General features: G+C 65.8%; 23 protein-coding genes. 13 read left to right on the top strand and 10 right to left on the bottom strand.

All coding sequences use genetic code 11. The annotated features are described in order from the left end of the window. Position 1: 1 nt before the first annotated feature. A complete protein-coding gene (locus ACLIKD_RS19370; RefSeq protein ID WP_428826307.1) occupies positions 2-1,486 on the top strand; it encodes a sensor domain-containing diguanylate cyclase in 1,485 nt (494 codons plus the stop codon). A 1-nt stretch (position 1,487) separates the two neighbouring features. Here the strand turns inward: ACLIKD_RS19370 and ruvB are convergent, their stop codons facing one another. The 7 genes from ruvB to ACLIKD_RS19335 are packed head-to-tail and all read right to left on the bottom strand — an operon-like array spanning position 1,488 to position 6,825. Further along, entirely contained in the window at positions 1,488-2,543 is a 1,056-nt protein-coding gene (gene ruvB, locus ACLIKD_RS19365; RefSeq protein ID WP_428826306.1) for a Holliday junction branch migration DNA helicase RuvB, read from the bottom strand. After that, positions 2,540-3,595, bottom strand: a complete 1,056-nt coding sequence (locus ACLIKD_RS19360; RefSeq protein WP_428826305.1) for an AI-2E family transporter — start codon at positions 3,593-3,595, stop codon at positions 2,540-2,542. Before ACLIKD_RS19360 ends, ruvB begins: the two co-directional genes overlap by 4 nt. Beyond that, positions 3,595-4,173, bottom strand: a complete 579-nt coding sequence (ruvA, locus tag ACLIKD_RS19355) for a Holliday junction branch migration protein RuvA (protein WP_428826304.1) — start codon at positions 4,171-4,173, stop codon at positions 3,595-3,597. The genes ACLIKD_RS19360 and ruvA overlap by 1 nt, the downstream gene beginning before the upstream one ends. A 48-nt stretch (positions 4,174-4,221) precedes the next feature. Next, complete coding sequence (gene ruvC, locus ACLIKD_RS19350; RefSeq protein WP_428826303.1) at positions 4,222-4,755, bottom strand: crossover junction endodeoxyribonuclease RuvC; 534 nt, start codon at positions 4,753-4,755, stop codon at positions 4,222-4,224. Further along, positions 4,752-5,606, bottom strand: a complete 855-nt coding sequence (locus ACLIKD_RS19345; protein ID WP_226417676.1) for a DMT family transporter — start codon at positions 5,604-5,606, stop codon at positions 4,752-4,754. Before ACLIKD_RS19345 ends, ruvC begins: the two co-directional genes overlap by 4 nt. Positions 5,607-5,625: 19 nt before the next feature. Next, on the bottom strand, positions 5,626-6,072 hold the full coding sequence (locus tag ACLIKD_RS19340; protein ID WP_226417677.1) for a hypothetical protein: 447 nt from the start codon (positions 6,070-6,072) through the stop codon (positions 5,626-5,628). A gap of 27 nt (positions 6,073-6,099) precedes the next feature. Continuing rightward, entirely contained in the window at positions 6,100-6,825 is a 726-nt protein-coding gene (locus tag ACLIKD_RS19335) for a YebC/PmpR family DNA-binding transcriptional regulator (RefSeq protein WP_428826302.1), read from the bottom strand. 178 nt (positions 6,826-7,003) lie between these two features. Between ACLIKD_RS19335 and ACLIKD_RS19330 the strand changes: the two genes are divergently transcribed. Further along, a complete protein-coding gene (locus tag ACLIKD_RS19330; RefSeq protein WP_428826301.1) occupies positions 7,004-8,617 on the top strand; it encodes a helicase HerA-like domain-containing protein in 1,614 nt (537 codons plus the stop codon). A gap of 13 nt (positions 8,618-8,630) precedes the next feature. Here the strand turns inward: ACLIKD_RS19330 and ACLIKD_RS19325 are convergent, their stop codons facing one another. Together ACLIKD_RS19325 and ACLIKD_RS19320 are read right to left on the bottom strand one after the other, a co-directional pair. Then, positions 8,631-9,566 (bottom strand): alpha/beta hydrolase family protein, encoded by a 936-nt coding sequence (locus ACLIKD_RS19325; protein ID WP_428826300.1) that lies wholly within the window; start codon positions 9,564-9,566, stop codon positions 8,631-8,633. Further along, a complete protein-coding gene (locus ACLIKD_RS19320) occupies positions 9,563-9,808 on the bottom strand; it encodes a DUF2917 domain-containing protein (RefSeq protein ID WP_428826299.1) in 246 nt (81 codons plus the stop codon). The genes ACLIKD_RS19325 and ACLIKD_RS19320 overlap by 4 nt, the downstream gene beginning before the upstream one ends. Positions 9,809-9,941: 133 nt before the next feature. Between ACLIKD_RS19320 and ACLIKD_RS19315 the strand changes: the two genes are divergently transcribed. The 9 genes from ACLIKD_RS19315 (at position 9,942) to ACLIKD_RS19275 (ending at position 16,950) form a co-directional block, all read left to right on the top strand. Further along, positions 9,942-10,865 carry a LysR substrate-binding domain-containing protein gene (locus ACLIKD_RS19315; RefSeq protein ID WP_428826298.1) on the top strand — a complete coding sequence of 308 codons (924 nt, stop codon included), beginning with the start codon at positions 9,942-9,944 and terminating at the stop codon, positions 10,863-10,865. Positions 10,866-10,867: 2 nt separating this feature from the next. Then, complete coding sequence (locus ACLIKD_RS19310) at positions 10,868-11,737, top strand: LysR substrate-binding domain-containing protein (RefSeq protein ID WP_428826297.1); 870 nt, start codon at positions 10,868-10,870, stop codon at positions 11,735-11,737. A 233-nt stretch (positions 11,738-11,970) separates the two neighbouring features. Further along, complete coding sequence (locus ACLIKD_RS19305; RefSeq protein WP_428826296.1) at positions 11,971-12,918, top strand: hypothetical protein; 948 nt, start codon at positions 11,971-11,973, stop codon at positions 12,916-12,918. 149 nt (positions 12,919-13,067) lie between these two features. Then, on the top strand, positions 13,068-13,649 hold the full coding sequence (locus ACLIKD_RS19300; protein ID WP_428826295.1) for an RNA polymerase sigma factor: 582 nt from the start codon (positions 13,068-13,070) through the stop codon (positions 13,647-13,649). Beyond that, on the top strand, positions 13,642-14,106 hold the full coding sequence (locus ACLIKD_RS19295) for an anti-sigma factor family protein (protein WP_428826294.1): 465 nt from the start codon (positions 13,642-13,644) through the stop codon (positions 14,104-14,106). The genes ACLIKD_RS19300 and ACLIKD_RS19295 overlap by 8 nt, the downstream gene beginning before the upstream one ends. Further along, complete coding sequence (locus ACLIKD_RS19290; RefSeq protein WP_428826293.1) at positions 14,103-14,558, top strand: periplasmic heavy metal sensor; 456 nt, start codon at positions 14,103-14,105, stop codon at positions 14,556-14,558. Before ACLIKD_RS19295 ends, ACLIKD_RS19290 begins: the two co-directional genes overlap by 4 nt. A gap of 111 nt (positions 14,559-14,669) precedes the next feature. Beyond that, positions 14,670-15,167, top strand: coding sequence for a hypothetical protein (locus ACLIKD_RS19285; protein WP_428826292.1), 498 nt, complete (start codon positions 14,670-14,672; stop codon positions 15,165-15,167). 246 nt (positions 15,168-15,413) lie between these two features. Further along, positions 15,414-16,328 (top strand): branched-chain amino acid transaminase, encoded by a 915-nt coding sequence (locus tag ACLIKD_RS19280; protein WP_428826291.1) that lies wholly within the window; start codon positions 15,414-15,416, stop codon positions 16,326-16,328. Positions 16,329-16,383: 55 nt separating this feature from the next. Next, positions 16,384-16,950 carry a Tll0287-like domain-containing protein gene (locus tag ACLIKD_RS19275; protein WP_226471915.1) on the top strand — a complete coding sequence of 189 codons (567 nt, stop codon included), beginning with the start codon at positions 16,384-16,386 and terminating at the stop codon, positions 16,948-16,950. Here the strand turns inward: ACLIKD_RS19275 and ACLIKD_RS19270 are convergent. Continuing rightward, complete coding sequence (locus ACLIKD_RS19270; protein WP_226417691.1) at positions 16,934-17,866, bottom strand: LysR family transcriptional regulator; 933 nt, start codon at positions 17,864-17,866, stop codon at positions 16,934-16,936. The two genes, ACLIKD_RS19275 and ACLIKD_RS19270, sit on opposite strands and share 17 nt — an antisense overlap. Before the next feature lie 55 nt (positions 17,867-17,921). Here ACLIKD_RS19270 and ACLIKD_RS19265 point away from each other — a divergent pair, with 55 nt between their 5' ends. Together ACLIKD_RS19265 and ACLIKD_RS19260 are read left to right on the top strand one after the other, a co-directional pair. Continuing rightward, positions 17,922-18,068, top strand: coding sequence for a hypothetical protein (locus ACLIKD_RS19265; protein ID WP_428826290.1), 147 nt, complete (start codon positions 17,922-17,924; stop codon positions 18,066-18,068). After that, positions 18,065-19,000 (top strand): DMT family transporter, encoded by a 936-nt coding sequence (locus ACLIKD_RS19260; protein WP_428826289.1) that lies wholly within the window; start codon positions 18,065-18,067, stop codon positions 18,998-19,000. Before ACLIKD_RS19265 ends, ACLIKD_RS19260 begins: the two co-directional genes overlap by 4 nt. Positions 19,001-19,045: the final 45 nt, after the last annotated feature.

Raw genomic sequence — 19,045 nt, 5'->3', positions numbered from 1 at the left:
GATGATCAGACCCGCCACTCTCGTCGACCGCTACCGCTTGATCCTGTTGCTGAGCTTGCTGCTGAGCAGTGGATTTTTTGCCACGACACTGTTCGGATACTTCGTTTCCAAACAGGCAATCCGTTCGGCCATCATCGGCCAGGACCTGCCGCTGACCTCCAGCAATATCTATTCCGAAATCCAGAAGGATCTGGTCCGGCCGGTGCTGATCTCGTCGACCATGGCCCACGACACGTTTCTGCGCGACTGGGTGCTCAACGGCGAGCGCAATGTCGACGAGATGGCCCGCTACCTGGCCGAGGTCAAGCATCGGCATGGCGCCTTCAGCAGTTTTTTCGTGGCACAGAAAAGCGGGAATTACTACACCGGCACCGGCATCCTCAAGCGGGTGAGCGAAGCCGAGCCGCGCGATGCCTGGTATTACCGGGTGCGCGACATGAAAGAGGACTACGAGATCAATGTCGATCTCGATCTGGCCAATCGCGACGCGATGACCATTTTCATCAACTACCGGGTCCATGACTTCTCCGGCAACTATATCGGCGCCACCGGCATCGGCCTGACCGTCGATGCGGTACGCCGCCTGATCGACGAATACCAACAGCGCTTCCACCGCACCATCTACTTTGCCGACGCCACTGGCCGCATCGTTTTCGGCAACCAGGCCGGCCAGCCGACCGATCTGCGCAGCCGTCCCGGACTCGGGGCGCTGGTCGACCGCATCCTGCAGGAGCACTCGGGCTTGTATCAATTCGAGGCGAACGGCGACAACCACATTCTCAACGTCAATTACGTGCCCGAATTGAAGTGGTACCTGTTCGTCGAGCAAAACGAGGATGTCGCGCTGGCCGGCATTCGTCAGACCTTCTATGCCAACCTCGGGATCAGTTTCATCGTCACGGTGATCGTCATCTTCCTGACTTACCTGACGCTGCACCGCTACCAGTCGCGCATCGAGGAAATGGCATCGACCGACGAACTGACCGGCCTGCTCAACCGCCATGCCTTCGGCATCCTGGTCGACAAGCTGATGGCCGGCTATCGCCGCACGCCGCGACCAATCACCTTCCTGCTCGCCGATATCGATTACTTCAAGAGCATCAACGACCGCTATGGCCACCGCACTGGCGATCAGGTGCTGGTCGGCGTTGCCGGGGTGCTCAAGGCGGCGATGCGGGAAGCCGATTTCGCCGTGCGCTGGGGCGGCGAGGAATTCCTGCTGGTCCTCCAGGGCTGTGCCCTCGAGGAAGGCCAGGTCGTCGCCGAAAAGCTCCGGCAGGCGATCGAGGCGGCCCATCCGTGCGCCACTGACGGGTCGATCAGCGTGACCATCAGCATCGGCGTCAGCCAGTATGACGGGAGCGAATCGCCGGATCAGACGGTGAATCGGGCCGACGCGGCGCTCTATGCGGCCAAGGGCAGGGGGCGCAACCAGGTTTGCCTGACGCCGCCGGCCGGCGCCGACGGATCGTCAGCCGAGGCCTGACTCAGCCTTCGGCGAGCAGGTCGCGGACCACCGCACTGGCCGGCTCGGCCAGCCCGAGGTGGCGATAGACGGCCGGCGTGGCGATGCGGCCGCGCAAGGTCCGCTGCAGGTAGCCCTGCTGAATCAGATAAGGTTCGAGAACGTCCTCGATGGTGTCGCGCGCTTCGCCGATCGCCGCGGCCAGATTGTCGACACCGACCGGGCCGCCGCCAAACTTGTCGATGACCGCCGAGAGCAGCTTGCGGTCCATCAGGTCGAGGCCGGCCGAATCGACGTCGAGCATGGCCAGCGCGGCATCGGCGACGCCCCGGGTGATATTGCCGTCGGCCTTGACCTCGGCGTAGTCGCGGACCCGGCGCAGCAGGCGGTTGGCGATGCGCGGCGTGCCGCGCGAGCGCTTGGCGATTTCCAGCGCCCCGGCCGAATCGAGCGGCGCATTGAGCAGCGTCGCCGAACGGCTGACGATCTGCTGCAATTCCTCGGCGTTGTAGAACTCCAGCCGGGCGACGATGCCGAAGCGGTCGCGCAGCGGGTTGGTCAGCATGCCGGCACGGGTCGTCGCGCCGACCAGCGTGAATGGCGGCAGATCGAGTTTGACCGAACGGGCGGCCGGCCCTTCGCCGATCATGATGTCGATCTGGAAATCTTCCAGCGCCGGGTAGAGGATTTCCTCGACCACCGGGCTTAGACGGTGGATTTCGTCGATGAACAGCACGTCGTGCGGTTCGAGATTGGTCAGGATGGCGGCCAGGTCGCCGGCGCGCTCCAGGACCGGGCCGGATGTCTGGCGCAGATTGACGCCCATTTCGTAGGCGACGATGTGGGCCAGCGTCGTCTTGCCCAGACCGGGCGGCCCAAACAGCAACACGTGATCGAGCGAATCGCCGCGGTTGCGGGCGGCCTGGATGAAGATTTCCAGTTGTTCGCGGATCTTCACCTGTCCGGTGTAATCGGCCAACCGCTTGGGACGCAGGGCGCGTTCGAGCGCTTCTTCCTGCACCGATTTCGCCTGCGGCGCGATGATGCGCTCAGTAACCAGTTTGTCAGTTTCGATCATGCGGGATCTTCCTCACGCGTCCAGCGGCTGAGCAGCATGTGACCAAGGGCGAGCAGCACCGGCCCGAGAAAAATGCCGATGAAGCCAAAAACCAGCACGCCGCCCAGCACGCCCAAGGCGATCAGCAGGATGGAAATGCCGCTGCCCCGGGCAATCAGGATCGGTTTGACGAAGTTGTCGATGCTGCTGATGATCAAGAGACCGTAAAGCGCCATGAAAATGGCCCAGCCGTTCTGGTCCTGACCGTACAACCAGGCGGCCGCGCCGCCCCAGATCAGCGGCGGCCCGATCGGGATCATCGACAGGAAAAACGTCGCGAAACCAAGCAGTATGGCGCCCGGCACGCCGGCGATCAGGAAGCCGATCATCGCCACGGCGCCTTGCGCCGCCGCCGTGCCGACGATGCCGAGCATGACACCGACCACCGTACCGCGCGTCTTGTCGAGGATTTCCTCGCCGAGATCGCCGCCCAGCTTGCGGGCGCCGACATAGAGCGCATGGCTGACTTTCGCCCCGTCGCGATAGAGAAAGAAGATGACGAACAGCACCAGCGCCAGTTGTAGCAAACCGTTGGCGGCAATGCCGCCCAGTGCCAGCGCGAATTGGCGAAGCGGCGCGATGAACTGCTTGAGCAGGGCGTTCAGTTCGTCGCGATTGCTGGCGACCTGGTGCCAGAAATTATCGATCTCGACCCCGAAGAAGGGCAGGCCGCTCAGCCAGGCCGGCGGATCGAGCGGCAAACCCTGGTCGACGTAAGGCTTGGCGAAATCGATCAGCTTGTCGGCGCCATTCGCCAGCGAACCGGCCAGGAAAACCATCGGCAGCAGCATGACCAGCACCAGCAGCAGCGTCATCAGCGAAGCGCCGATGGTGTCGCGGCCGCCGAGACGGGGCAGCAGCTTCTCCGAATAGAGCGGCCAGGTGCAGGCCCAGACCACGAAAGCGAACAGCACGGCGCCGATGAAGGGCAACAGCACGGCAATGCAGCCGATGATGAGCAGCGCCACCAGCGCCACCTGCGCCAGTCGTTTGGGGTTCTCTTCGGAAAACATCAGACCTTGGACAACAGTTTGAGGGCCTGGCGGATGCCATCCGAGGTGCCGATATCGGCCGGCAACTGCTTCATCGCCGAGGCGGCTTCCTTCTCGTTGTAGCCGAGGGCGAGCAGGGCGTTGGAGATGTCCTGCTTGGCATCGTCCACCGCCGTTCTCAACGAGATGCCGGTGGTTTCGGCCAGCTTGCCCTTCAGTTCGAGCAACAGCCGCTCGGCGGTCTTCTTGCCGATGCCCGGCACCTTGATCAGCCGGCCGAGTTCCTGTTCCGCGACGGCCGCCGCCAGATCGCCGACCGACAGGCCGGAGAGTACCGAGAGCGCCGTCCGCGCGCCGATGCCGGAAACTTTCAGCAACTGGCGGAAGGAGAAGCGCTCGGCTTCGCTGAGGAAACCGTACAGATAATGGCCGTCCTCGCGCACCGCGAAATGGGTGAGCAGCGTCGTTTTCTCGCCGCTGGCCGGCAGGTTGTAGAACGTGCTCATCGGCACGTCGAGTTCGTAACCGACGCCATTCACGTCGAGCACGATCTGCGGGGGATTTTTTTCGGCGAGGACGCCGGTCAGTCTTCCTATCATGTCAGCTCGATTCTGTTTGGGCGGGGTACTGTAATTTCACACAGGTCGTCATCCTATCAGCCGGCCGCCGCGAACGCGATACCCGGCCGTCGCCAGCGCCCCCAAACCCTGCCCGCCGTGCGCATGGCAAATGGCGCAAGCCAGCGCGTCGGCGGCGTCGGCGGTCGGGGCGCCGGGCAGTTTGAGCAGGCGGACAACCATGTCCTGGACCTGCTCCTTGGCCGCCTTGCCGTGGCCGACCACCGCCTGCTTGACCTGCAGCGCGGTGTATTCGGCCACCGACAGATCGGCATGGACCAAGGCACTGAGCGCCGCACCGCGCGCCTGGCCAAGCAACAGCGTCGATTGCGGATTGACGTTCACAAACACCTTCTCGACCGCTGCCTGATTCGGTTGATAGGTGGCGATCACCTCGCTGATCCCGGCGAACAAGGTCTTGATGCGTTCCGGCAGCGACTCCTTGTCGTTCGACTTGATGCAGCCGCTGGCGACATAGACCAGCTGGTTGCCGTGTTTCTCGATGACGCCGAAGCCGGTAATGCGCAGACCGGGGTCGATGCCGAGGATGCGCGGCGCGCTCATTTCGCCCGGGCCACCAGATAAACGCCGCTGACCGCGACCAACATACCGATGGCGGCGGTCACGCTGAGTTTCTCGGCGAAAATCACGAAGGCAATCAGCGCGGTACTCAAGGGCGTCAGGTAGAACAGGCTGGCGACATTGACCGCGCTGCCGCTGCGGATCAGCAGGTTGAGCAGGCTGATCGCGCCGATCGACAGGACCAGGACGAGCCAGCCGAGGGCAAAGACGAAATCGCCGGTCCACTCGATGCGAAAATCCTCGAACAAGGCAACGGCCAGCGCCGTCACCAGGGCGCTCGGCACGAACTGGATCAGCGAGCCGGTACGCAAGTCGAACTGGGCGCAAAAACGCTTCTGGTACAAGGTACCGACGGTGATGCCGAGCAGCGCGAGCAGGGCTGGAACGAGCATCGGGCCAAGCGCCGCCGCTTCGCCGAATTTGCCGGAAACGACCAGGGCGACGCCGACGAAGCCGAGCGCCAAGCCGCCCCATTGCCGGCCGCTGACTTTTTCGCCGAGCAGCCAGCCGGCGCCGAGCGCCGTCAGCAGCGGTTGCATGCCGACCACCAGCGCCGTGACGCCGGCCGGCAGGCCGTGCTTGATGGCGACAAAGACGCCGCCGAGATAGACCGCATGGACCAGCAAACCGGAAACGCCGATGTGCAGCCACTGGCGCGGCTCCTTCGGCCAGGGCGCGCGGCTGGCCAGGACCACCGCGGTCATCAGCGCGATGACCAGAATGTAGCGGCTGAGCAGAAAGGACAGCGGCTCGGCATAGGGCAAGCCGTACTTGGCCCCGATGAAGCCGGTACTCCACAGAAAAACGAAGAGGAAGGGGTAGAGGCGTTGCATCAGCGACGCGCCTCAAGCATCAGTCGCAAGCCGCCTGCGCGTCATCGACCTTGCAGGTGCCCTTGGTCCGATAGGTGAAGTTCACCCCGTTGGCATAGCTGCAGACCAGCTTGGTCAGCTTGCCCTGCCTCTCGACCTGCATCGCCGTCGGCTTGAGCGCCTTGACCTGGGCGGCCGGCAAATCGCACGACACGTAGCCGTCGAAAACGCCGCCCTGCGATTCCCACAGGGCGACGTTCTTCATCGCCCGGTAGTCCTCATAACGGATGCAGGAATCGGTCTGGTTGGCGTAGGCCTTGGCCGTATCGCTGCAAAAACCGTTGTAGGTATATTTCAGTTCTTCTTCCAGCGGACAGGCATTGACCTGGGCCGCCCCGGACAAATCGGGGCAGACCAGCGTCACCGCCGACGCAGTCAGGCTCAGTGAAGCAAGCAACAGGGCAAACAAGGCACGGGTTTGATTCACGGGAATTCCTGACTGCGCAGCGGGCGCTTATTCGTCCATCACGGCGGTGGTGTAGATTTCCTGCACGTCGTCGAGGTTTTCCAGCGCGTCGAGCAGTTTCTGCATCCGGACGGCGTCTTCGCCGGCGAACTCGTTCTCGGCTTCCGGCTTCATCGTCACTTCGCCGAATTCCGGCTTGAAGCCGGCGGCTTCCAGCGCGTCCTTGACGGCGATGAACTCGTTGGGCGGCGTCAGCACCTCGATCGAGCCATCCTCATTGGTGTTGACGTCGTCGGCACCGGCTTCGATCGCAGCATCCATCAGCGCCGCTTCGTCGGTGCCCGGGGCGAAGATCATCTGGCCGCAATGCTTGAATTGGAAGGCGACGCAACCGTCGGAACCCATGTTGCCGCCGAACTTGGAGAAAGCGTGGCGGACTTCGGCCACGGTACGCACCTTGTTGTCGGTCAGGCAGTCGACCATGATCGCCGCGCCGCCGATGCCGTAGCCTTCGTAGCGGATCTCGACGTAATCGACGCCTTCGAGCTCGCCGGTACCCTTCTTGACGGCGGTGTCGATCTTGTCCTTGGGCATGTTGACGCCCTTGGCCTTGTCCACCGCGACGCGCAGGCGGGGATTGAAGTTGATGTCGCCGCCGCCCATCTTGGCGGCGACGGTGATTTCCTTGGCGATCTTGGAGAACGCGGCGCCGCGCTTTTCGTCCTGACGGCCTTTACGGTGCTGGATATTGGCCCATTTACTATGTCCGGCCATAGCGATTACCTTTCGGGAGAGATATCTGAATGTCGAAAGGCCGGATTTTACTCGACCCGTCTATATAGCGGAAAAGCTTCCGACCGAATGCCGCTTGGCCGGAACGGACAAACCGGTTAAAAATGAGGTTTGCCCGATTTTTCCGGCCCCACCCATTTCATTGATCGAGCCCGAGACCATGAGCGAACCCCTCTATCTTGCCAAATCCGAAGATGGCTATCCCGCCCTGCTGCCGCAGATGGCCAACCGCCACGGCCTGATCACCGGCGCCACCGGCACCGGCAAGACGGTGACCCTGCAATCGATGGCCGAACGCCTCTCCTATGCCGGCGTGCCGGTCTTCATGGCCGACGTCAAGGGCGACCTGTCCGGCGCCGGGGCGGCCGGCGTCCTCAGTCCCAAGCTGCAACAGCGCATCACCGAGCTTGGCCTGGAAGGCTTCGTGCCCTACGCCAACCCGGTTGCCTTCTGGGATGTCTTCGGCCAGGGCGGCGTGCCGGTGCGGGCGACGATCTCGGATATGGGACCGTTGCTGCTCGCCCGGCTGCTTAACCTGAACGACACGCAAACCGGCGTGCTGCAACTGGTCTTCAAGATCGCCGACGACCAGGGCCTGCTGCTGCTCGACCTGAAGGATCTGCGGGCGATGATCCAGCACGTCGGCGACAACGCCAAGACCTTCACCACCGAATACGGCAACGTCTCCTCGGCCTCGATCGGTGCCATCCAGCGCGGCCTGCTGACGCTGGAAGAGCAGGGCGGCGACCAGTTCTTCGGCGAACCGATGCTCGACATCCACGACCTGATGAAAGTCGACGGGAACGGCCGCGGCGTCATCAACATCCTGGCCGCCGACAAGCTGATCCACGCTCCGGCGCTCTATTCCACCTTCCTGCTCTGGCTGCTTGCCGAACTGTTCGAGCAACTGCCGGAAGCCGGCGACCTCGACAAGCCGAAGCTGGTTTTCTTCTTCGACGAGGCCCACCTGCTGTTTACCGATGCGCCGCAGGCGCTGACCGACAAGGTCGAACAGGTCGTCCGGCTGATCCGCTCGAAGGGGGTCGGCGTTTTCTTCGTCACCCAGAACCCCTTGGATGTTCCGGAAAAGATCCTCGGCCAGCTCGGCAACCGCGTCCAGCATGCCCTGCGCGCCTTCACGCCGCGCGACCAGAAGGCCGTCCAGGCGGCGGCGCAGACCATGCGCGCCAATCCGAAATTCGATGCGGCAACGGTTATCACCGAACTCGGCGTCGGCGAGGCGCTGGTTTCCTTCCTCGATGAAAAAGGCCGGCCGGCCATCGTCGAGCGCAGCGTGATCTTCCCGCCCGCCTCCCGCCTTGGCCCGCTGAGCGGCGAAGAGCGCCAGGCGATGATCCAGGCCTCGCCCTTCCTCGCCACCTACGGTCAGACCATCGACCGCGTCTCGGCTTACGAAACGCTGCGCGGCAAACCGGCGGCGACCCAGGCGGCGCCCAGCGCCATCCCCGCCCCGCCGGCCGGCCGCGCCGCACCGGATGCCAACGACTGGGGCAACCACAGCGCCCAGCCGCGCCCGACGCCCGCGCCGCAGCAGAGCACCCCGGTGCCGCAGGAAAGCTCGGGTGGCGGCATCCTCGACACCATCGGCGGCATGCTTGGCGGGACTACCGGCCCGCGTGGCGGCCATCGCGAAGGCATCCTCGAAGCCGCCGCCAAGAGCGCCGCCCGCGGCATGGCCAGCACGGTCGGCCGGACGGTTGGCCAGCAGATCCTGCGCGGCGTGCTCGGCTCGATACTCGGCGGCCGCCGCTGAGCGGCGCTGCCGCTCAGACGCCCTCGGGCGGCAGCGTTTCGAGCGGCTGGCGCGACAGCCGCCCGTGGCGCAGCCAGTCGACCGATTCCTGCCACAACGTGTCGCGAAAGCGGCTGTTGAAGAAGGCGAAATGGCCGATCGCCGGACTGCCGATGCTGTCCGGCGCAATGCGCACGTGGTGGCGCAGCGCATTGCGGTAATAGGCGAGCAGGCGGCCGACCGCGGCCGGCGTGCCGAAAGAATCGTCGTGCAGGCCGATGGCGAGCAGATCGCCACGCATTTCCGCGAAGTACCGCAACGGGTCGTCGCCCTTGGCACCCCGGCCGCGATAGGCCTGCTCCAGCGAGGCCGGGCGACGCGCCCACTCGTAGGCGGCGCCGGCCGGCAAATCCTCGTGCCACTCCAGACGGCGGGCCGGGAAATAGCCGCAGGCGGCGGTCAACAACGGCATCAGCAGATGCCAGCGCAGCCACATCCAGCCTTTGCCCGGACCGTAATCGCGCCAGTAGGCGTATTGCGCGGCCACCGTCAGCGCCCGGTCGACCAGGCCGGCCGAAGGGGCCAGGCCGAGCAGCAGGCCGCCGATGCTGTGACCGACCAGGTAAAGCGGGCGCTCCGGAAACAGCTGCTTGGCCTGGCGGAGCGCCGCATCGCAGTCGTAGCGCCCCCAGTCGAGCTTGGTGATCTGCTTCCAGCGGCGCAGGCTGCCCTGGCGCGATGCACCGATGCCGCGATAGTCGTAGGTCAGCACGGCCATGCCGTGTTCGCTAAGGAAGGCGGCGTAACGGTGGTAGTAGTCGGCCTTGACGGCAGTCGCCGGATTGATCACGACGACCGCCTCGACCGGCCCGACCGCCGGCCAGAGATGGGCGGCCAGACGGTAGCCATCGGCGGCCGTCAGTTCCAGCGCCTGCGGCGGTGCCACCCGCTCGGGATGACGGGCATTCATGGCACGGACGCCAGGCTCAGCCGGGCGCCGGCCAGGCTCGACAGCGCGACTTCGAGGCCGTGCTGCAAGGGCCAGCGGTCACCCGGACTCAGGATGCAGTCCCGATTGCTGCCGGCCTCGGTCAGCCAGACCTCGCCATCTTCGCAACACAACTCGCCACAGCCCTGGACGAGCAGGGTTTCGCGTCGCCGCAACAGCACATGGAGCGGCGTTTCATTGACAGCTTGCAGGATCGGCGACATTTTCCTATCCTCACTTCATGAGGTTTATACATACCGAAATTAATTCCGGCGCGACACCTTCACTGTATTCATCGATGCAGTGCGGAACAAACGAAATATCGGCATTCATTGCATGCATTGATCGCATAAAGACATGAACCTCGACCTGCGCCGCCTGCCTTCACTCGATCACCTCAAGGGCTTTGTCGCCGCGGCCCGCCATGCCAGCTTCACCAAGGCGGGCGAAGCGCTGTTCCTCAGCCAGTCGGCGATCAGCCGGCAAGTCCAGGCGCTAGAGGCGCAGCTCGGCGCGCCGCTGTTCCGGCGCAGTACCCGGCAACTCGCTCTGACGCCCCAGGGCGAAATCCTTTACCGCGCCGCCCGCGCCGCCTTCGCCGGCCTCGCCGAGGCGGTCGAACAGATCGCCGCGCCCCGCCGTCCCGGGTTGACCGTGTCGACCTCGATCGGTTTCGCCGCATTGTGGCTGGTGCCCCGCCTGTCGCTGTTCCAGGAGGAACACCCGGAAATCGACGTGCGCCTTTCCGCCGAAAACCGCGCCGTCGATCTCGTCGTCGACGACGTCGATCTGGCCATCCGCTATTGCGCGCCGGGCGATGCGCCCGGCGGCAGCGCCAAGCTGTTCGACGAAGCCTTGCTGCCGGTCATCGGTCCGGCCTTGCGCCCGCTGCTGCCGCCAACCGGCGGTCTGGACGGCGCGACGCTCGGCCAACTGACGCTGCTCGCCTTCACCGATGCGACGGCCCATCCGTGGTTCGACTGGAACGCCTGGCTCAAGCCGCTCGGTCTCGACGCCGGACAGGCCAGGGGCTGCCTGCAGTTCAATCATTACGACCAGTGCATCGCCGCGGCGCAGGCCGGCCAGGGCATCGCCCTCGGTCGCGAACCGCTGATCCGCGAGCAGCTCGCCGATGGCCGGCTGCTCGCGCTGGCTCCCGCCCGGCCGGTACCGCAACGCGCCTACTACCTGCTGCGCGGCGCCCGGGCCGGACAACCGGCGGTCGCCGCCTTTACCAACTGGCTGTTGCGGCAAACCGGCCGCCCGGCCGGGCAGCAATGACCATGCGCGATCTGCCGCCGCTCCACACCCTGCCGGCCTTCGAGGCCGCCGCCCGGCTCGGCAGCTTTCTGGCCGCCGCCGAGGCACTGCATCTGACGCCTTCGGCGATCAGCCACCGCATCCGTCTGCTCGAGGAACACGTCGGCCAGGCGCTGTTCGAAAGGCGCCACCGGGCGATCGTCCTGACCGCCACCGGCCGCCGCTATCTGGCGGTGGTCCGCGAGGCGCTGCTCCGTCTCGATGAAGCGAGCGGCGTACTGCGCGCCCCGCAGCGCGAACGGCTGCGCATTTCAGCCGCGCCGGCGATCGCCAGCAAGTGGCTGGTCAGTCGCGTCACGGCCTATCAGGAAACCCATCCCGACCTCGAATTCGCTCTCGCCACCGCCACCGGTCTCGCCCCGCTGCTGGCCGGCGAAGCCGACATCGGCCTGCGCTACGGCGAGGAAGAATGGCCCGGCCTGCTCGCCTGGAAACTGTTCGAGGAACGCGTCTTCCCGGTGTGCAGCCCGACACTCGCGGCCGGCCTGCACCAGCCGCAGGATCTCGAACGGAGCCGTCTGCTGCGCCACCCGCTGCTGTCCTGGCAGCGCTGGTTCGCCGCCGCCGGCATCAGCCACCCGGAACCGTCCACCGGGCCGCTCTACGAGGACGCCCTGCTGATGCTCGAAGCCGCCGTCGCCGGCCATGGCGTCGCGCTGATGGCGGCGTCGCTGGCCATGCCGTATGTGGCCGAAGGCCGCCTGGTCCGCCCCTTCGCCGAGGACTGCGCCGACCGCAGCTTCTATGTCGTCGCCCCGCCGGCGATCCAGGAACGACCGGCGGTGATGGCCTTCGTTCGCTGGCTGGTGCGCAACGCGCACGATCTCGTTTAGCCGGCAGACCGGCCGGAAGACTTTGCCGCCGGGCAGGCGACAATTGCCGTTGCGCCAGCGTCACCCTGGCGGCGCAGCATCCGGCACGTTGACCGAGACCTTGCCGGGCCGGCCATCCGGCCGACCGGCACCAAGCGACGGTTGGCACCGGCGGGCAACAGGCGTATTTGTTGCTTTTAATGATGCACATACAACAGGAAAGCCAGCCGGCTTGTTCCCCTGTCGGAGGCAGCATGTCAGTCAATCTAATCAGCAGCACGAGTTTCAATTCTTCCCTGCCTGCGGGCGCCAGGGCGACGGCAGCGCAGGCCGCCGACGGCGACTTTCTGGCGTCCCTGCAATCCTGCCTGGCCGATTTCATGTCGCAGACCATGAGCACGCTGATGTCTTCCGCAGCCAGCGGCGCTGGTGCGCCCGGCGCCTCGGACCTGGCGGCGCTGCTCGGCAATGGCTCTGCCAGCAACGGGCTGTCGGCCAGCGGTCGCAACACGCTGCTGTTCGATCCCGAATCGGCCTACCGGATGATGACGGCGATCAATACCAAGGATGTGACCTACAAGGCCGAGCTGTCGGAAATGAGCGACATGAAGTCCTACCTGACGACGCTGCAGCAGGAAGCGGCAAACCTCGCCACCATCGACAGCGCAACCGGGACTGCCGAGATCGAGCAGCGCCTGCAGGCTTTTGCGGATGCCTACAACGGCTGGATCAACCGCTTCGACGACGATCTGGAAGCCGGCGGTCTGCTCGCCGGCACGCAGGCCGCCACGGTGTCGCAATGGGAACTCGAACAGAGCGTCGAAAACTTCTTCAATGGCGCCAAGGATGGCCTGCACGGCATGGGCGATCTCGGCCTGACCATCGATCCCGTCACCAATCTGGCGAGCCTCGACAGCAAGCGGCTCAATGCAGTGATGGCCAGCAACAAGACGGGGGTGATCAGCACGATCGACGAATTCAGCGCCAATTTCGCCAAGTCGGCGGAACTGCTCAATTCGCCGGGCAATTTCATTCCCAACCGGCTGGACAACCTGACCCGCGTCATCGATTACATCGACGACCACAAGGCAGCGCTGCAGGCCGAGTTTGGCCTCGGCAACGTCGCCCGCCCCAAGGGGCAGGTGGCCAAGGCGCTGGCCAGCTACAACGCCATCCATGCCTCGTCGGCCGGGCGGAGTTAGGCCCGACAATTGCCGGAACCGGATGCACCGCCACGGCAGTTGCCAACCCATTTTGAAGACCCGGCGGCGCCGTTCTTTCGCCGGGCCAGGGAACTTTCTCGCGGCCCGTTCGTTAGAACAGCACAGCAGACAAGGAGCGGATGGCCGGCATGGTGGATGAAGCGGAAAGCGGACTGATCGCCCGCGCCCAGGCGGGCGATCAGTCCGCCTTCACGGCACTGGTCCGCCACTACCAGGATCGGCTGTTCCGCTTCATCCTGCGCCTGACCGGCAACCGTGACGAAGCCCTCGACCTGACCCAGGAAAGCTTCCTGAAAGCCCATCAGGCCTTGGCCCGCTGGCGACCGGAGGCGTCGTTCCGCAGCTGGCTGTTCCGCATTGCCCACAACACGACGCTCGACCTGCTGCGCCGCCGCGGCTGCATCGAGTTCATCTCCTTTGCCGAATGCCCCGGCGGCGAAGCGGAGCCGGCCTTTCCCGATGCCGCGCCGCAGCCCGACCAGCGCCTGGCCGACCGGCAGAGCGTCGAACTGCTCGGCCGCACGCTGCAGCAACTGCCGGTCGAGCAGCGCGAGATTCTGCTGCTGCGCGAACTGGAAGAGATGTCGTACAGCGAAATTGCCGCCACCCTCGGCATTGCCGAAGGCACCGTCAAATCCCGGCTGGCCCGCGCCCGCAGCGCGGCCATCGCCGGCTATCAAGGCCTTACCGGAGAACTCCGCGATGACTGAGCACACCGCCCCCAAACACACGCCGGACCTGCCCACGCTGTCGGCCTATCTCGATGGCGAACTTGATCATCACGCAGAGCAGCGCGTCGCCACCCATCTCGTCGCCTGCCCGCTGTGCGCGGCGCGATTCGCCGAGCTGCAGGCCCTTTCCGCCGACTTCAAGGCGCTGCCCATGGCCAGCCTCGGCTTCGATCTGGCCGGCGTGATCGAAGGCCGCCTCGCCGCTGCGCCGCGTTCTGCCACCGCCCGGCCCGAACGCCGCTGGTTCAGCCAGTGGCCGCTCGCCATCGGGGCCGCCGCCTCGATCGCCGCCGGTGTTTTCATGGGCTCGGCGCTGGTCGCCGGCCGCGCCGCCGAGGTGCCGCGCATGGCCGCATTGCGCGTCTTCGACATCATGCCGCCGGGCAGCCTGTGCATCGGCCTCGAATCCTGCTACCGGAAGGAAAGCACCCAATGAAACCGACCCCTCTGCGCCTCGCCCTCGCACTCTCCCTACTGATCAATCTCGGCATCCTGGCGGCCCTGGCCTACCGCAGCCTGGCGCCGGACAACGCGCCGCCGGCCGGCGAAAGCCTGCCGCGCCACCTGCAGTTGAGCGCCGAGCAGCAGCACCGCTGGCACCAATCGGAGGCCGACTTCCTCAGACAGCTGGCCAGCGGCGCCGACCAGCTGCGGATACATCGCGACCGGATGATCGGGGCCATCTTCGCCGAGTCGCCCGACCACCAATTGATCGATGCCGAACGCACAGCCATCGCGCGCCTGCAGGACGAGCAGCAGAAGCTGGTGATCGGACAGCTGCTGCGCGAACGCGAACTGCTGCAGCCGGCGCAACGCGCACGACTGGCCAGCTTGCTGCTGGCGCAGCCGGTCGGCGCGTCGACGATCGAGCAACTGCACCGCAATTAGGCGGCGGGGGCGGGAACATTTCGGCCCGCCATTCGTTCAGGTCAGTGAGGTCGCCACGTCGCCGCATCGGGCGCGACGGCCGACCTCCCCGACCTGAACGGAAATGAAGCCATGAAACTGCCAACCTTGCCTCCACTGAGCGCCCTCCTTGTTGCTGCCGGCCTGGCGCTGGCTGGCCCCAGCCATGCCGCGCCGGCCGACGCGCACGCCACACACGCCGAGCACGGCGAGCCGGCCAGCCTGCAGCTGAACGCCGGCCGAAAATGGGAAACCGACGAAGCGCTACGGCAGGCGATGGCCAACATTCGCCGGGCCGTCGCGGCGGCACTTCCCGAAATTCACGACAAGCGCCTGCCGGCCGCTGGCTACGGCAGCCTGGCGAAGACGGTCGACAGCGAAGTCGGCAACATCGTCAGCCACTGCCAGCTGGCCCCCGCGGCCGACGCCCAATTGCACCTGATCGTCGCCGATCTGCTGGCCGGCGCCGAGCAGATGGCCGGCAAGCCCCCAAAAACCACGCGCCGCGACGGGGCGCTGAAAGTGATCGGGGCGCTGGAAAAATATGCCGCCTATTTCGACGATCCACAGTTCACGCCGATCGCCCACTGAACCACGCCGGAGGCGACCGCTGCGGGCCAGCCCGGACGGTCGCCAAACATGAATCCCGTTCACTTGATGAGCCGTCAATTCGTTTGAAACCGTAGCCAGCCACCGGCATTCTCTTCGTACCGCCTCCCTCCGCCTGACGCCCGCCCACCCGGCACCGGCTGCCACGGACACCGCTGGCGCGCCCACCCCCTGGCGCGCTCCGCCGACCGCCACGGCGGTCGATTTCAGGATTTCGAGGAGAACATCATGCAAGACCGCGACGGTTTCATCTGGCTCGACGGCCAGTGGCTGCCCTGGCGCGACGCCACAGTGCACGTGCTGACCCATACCCTGCATTACGGCTACGGCTGCTTCGAGGGCCTGCGGGCCTACGCAACGGCCGACGGCCCGGCGATCTTCCGGCTCGACGAGCATTTGCAGCGGCTCGAGGCTTCGGCCCACATTCTCGCCATCGATCTGCCTTTCGACCGCGCCACGCTACGCCAGGCTTGCCGCGAAGCGGTCAGCCGCAACGGCCTGAGCAGCGCCTACATCCGGCCGCTGGTCTTTCTCGGCGCCGAGAAGGTGGGCGTCGACCCGGCCGGCGCGGCCAGCCATGTGATGATCGCCGCCTGGCCGTGGGGCGCCTATCTCGGCGGCCAGGCGCTGGAGGAGGGGATACGCGTCCGGGTTTCGTCCTATGCGCGGCATCACCCGAATGTCCAGATGTGCCGGGCCAAGGCGATCTCGACCTACGCCAACTCCATCCTCGCCATCCGCGAGGCGAAACGCGACGGTTACGACGAGGCGATCCTGCTCGATACCGAGGGCTATGTCGCCGAAGGCAGCAGCGAAAACATCTTTCTCGTCTGCGATGGCGAGGTGCTCCAGCCGGAAACCACGTCGGCGCTCGACGGCATCACCCGGCGCACGGTGTGCACGCTGGCCGCCGAGGCCGGATTGGCGGTGCGCAGCAAGCGCATCACGCGCGACGAGCTGTATTGCGCCGATGAGGTTTTCCTGACCGGCACGGCCGCCGAAATCACCCCGGTCGTCGAAGTGGACCGGCGGCGCGTCGGCGACGGCCGCCCCGGGCCGCTGACCCGCCAGCTCCAGGCGAGCTATTTCGCCAGCGTGCGGGGCGAACAGCCGACCGGCCGGAAATGGCTGACGGCGGTTTGAGGTGAAGGGCAAGCAGCGTAATATCAGGGTTTTCTAATTTACATTGGAGCCCGCCATGAAAAGAATCCTCTCCGTTACGCTGCTGCTCGCCGCTCTGCCGGCTCTCGCCCAGGATCTCGGCGCCCTCACCGCCGAGACAAAAAAGGCCGTGCTGCCGGTCATTCCCAAGGTCGTCAGCGCCATGCAGGAAGCGGTCGCCGCGCAGGGCGTGGCGGGCGCCATCCCGGTCTGCAAGGAGACGGCGCCGCAACTGATCAAGGCCAAGCGCCAGGAAACCGGCTGGGACATTCGCCGCGTCAGCCTGAAGACGCGCAATGCCGAACGCGCCACGCCGGACTCGTGGGAGGTGCGCCAGCTGGCCGATTTCAACATCCGCGCCGCCAACGGCGAGAAGCCGGAGACACTCGAAAAGAGCGAGATCGTGCACATCGACGGCAAGCCGGTATTTCGTTACATGAAAGCGCTGCCGGTCGCCGACGTCTGCCTCAAGTGCCACGGCCCGGTCGACGGCATGGAAGCCGGCCTGCCGGCCAAGCTGGCGGCAAGCTACCCGCACGACCAGGCCACCGGCTATGCCAAGGGCCAGATTCGCGGCGCCCTGACGGTCAAGCGTCCGTTGTAATTTCGCCGCCGCCCTTGCTCGCCAGATGGTCGAACAGGGCGGCCGCCGCCGGGCCGAGCGCGGCCCGCGAACGAACGCATAGCTGCAGGTCGCGCGGCGCCCAGGCGTCGGTGATCTGCACTGTCCGCAGGCTGGCCGGCCGGGCGCTCAAGTCGCCCGCGGGAACGGCCGAGTGCGGCACCATGCCGATCCCGACGCCAGCCGCGACCATCCGGCACACCGCATTGAAGCTGCGCACCTGGATCCGCACATCGAGCCGCCCGCCAAGCTGGGCGGCGGCATTCATCATGAAGGTGTGAATCGCACTGCCGGCATGCAGGCCGACGAAGGGTTCGGCCAGCACTTCGGCAAAAGCCACCGCGTCGCGCCCGGCCAGCGGATGCCCGGCCGGAACGATGAGGACCAGCCGGTCGCGCCGGTAGGGATGGGTTTCCAGCCCGGCCAGCCCGGGTTCGGCGGCAACCACGCCGATTTCCACCTGGCCGGCCGCCACCGCCTGGATGATCGCCGGACTCGGTTGCTCCTCGAGGCTGACCCGGATGCGCGGATGGTCGCGCAGGAAATCGCCGAGATCTTCCGGCAGAAAACAGTTGATCGCATTGGTGTTGGCGAACACCGTGACCTGGCTGACCACGCCGCTGGCGTAAGGAGCGAGGTCGGCGTGCATCTGTTCGAGCTGGGCGAACACCTGCCGGGCGTGGCGCAGCAGCGATTCGCCGGCCGTCGTCGGGGTCAGGCCGCGGGCATGGCGGACGAACAACGCCACGCCGAGCGCCGCTTCCAGCTGGCTCAAACGATGGCTAGCCGAAGATGGCGCCAGATGGATCTGCGCCGCGCCGCGGGTCAGGCTGCCGCTGTCGGCGATCGCCGCGACCAGCCGCAAATCGGGAAGATCGTAGACCATGGTTTCGTCCATAACGAATGCTGGCTTTCAATAATACCAATTGCCAAGCCTTCCGGCGGCGTATTCAATGGCAGCCAAGGCATCAGCACTCGGCCTTGCCGACGGATGGCAGCGGTTGATCGGCAACAGGCCTCAGCCGGAAAACGTTTCGCAAAATCGAACGCTGCCAGCCGAACCCAAAGTCATTTTTATCAAGATTGTTTTGAACCCATGAACCGCTCGCCCCTGACGACGACCGAAAACCGCAACTACCGCCTCGGCTTCTGGCTCGCCATCGGCGCGGCCTTCGGCTTCTCGGCCAAGGCCATCTTCGTCAAGCTGGCCTATCTGGTTCCGCCGGCAGTTGACGGCCTGACCCACGTCGACGCCATTACCCTGCTCGCCCTGCGCATGGCTTTTGCTGCCCCGGCCTTCGGCATTGCGGCGCTGCAAACGAAGAGCGCGGGCGCGCTGAGCGGCCGCCAGTGGGCGGCACTGGTCGTCGTCGGGCTGGCCGGCTACTACGGCGCCAGCCTTTTCGACTTCTGGGGCCTGATGTTCATTTCGGCCGGCCTCGAGCGGCTGATCCTGTTTACCTACCCAACCCTGACCGTGCTGCTCGGTGTGGTGTTTTTTGCCAAACGGCTGACCGGGCGCGAAATTCTCGCGCTGGTTCTGACCTACGCCGGGATTGCCGCCGCTTTCGCCCACGACCTCAACCTGGCGGCCGATACCCGCACGGTGTGGACGGGGGCGGCCCTGGTTTTCGCCTCGAGCCTGTCCTACGCCGTCTATCTGTCAGGCGGCGGGCAACTGATCGCCCGTCTCGGTAGCGGCCGGTTCACCGCGCTGGCCATGGCCGTCGCCACCGCCGCGACATTTCTGCATTACCTGGTGGCCCGGCCGTGGGACGAAGTCTTTCGCCAGCCCTGGCCGATCTATGCGCTGGCCGCCGGCATGGCGCTGATCTCGACGGTCATTCCGGTGTTCATGCAATCGGCCGCGATCAAGGCGATCGGCGCCGGCCGCGCCTCGATGGTCGGCATGATCGGTCCGCTCGCCACCATCCTGCTCGGCTGGCTGTTGCTCGATGAAAGCGTTTCCGTCTGGCAGCTCGGCGGCTCGGCTTTCGTCATCCTCGGCGTCCTGCTCGTCGTCCGGCGCTAAACGGCGGGGCCGGCGGCCGGATCATCGGCCGAGCGCCGCGATATC

Origin of the sequence: Azonexus sp. IMCC34842, assembly GCF_050368855.1 — a bacterium.
Lineage (GTDB): Bacteria > Pseudomonadota > Gammaproteobacteria > Burkholderiales > Rhodocyclaceae > Azonexus > Azonexus denitrificans_A.
The sequence above is the reverse complement of the archived record's forward strand: the minus strand, read 5'-3'. Positions and strand labels throughout refer to the sequence as shown.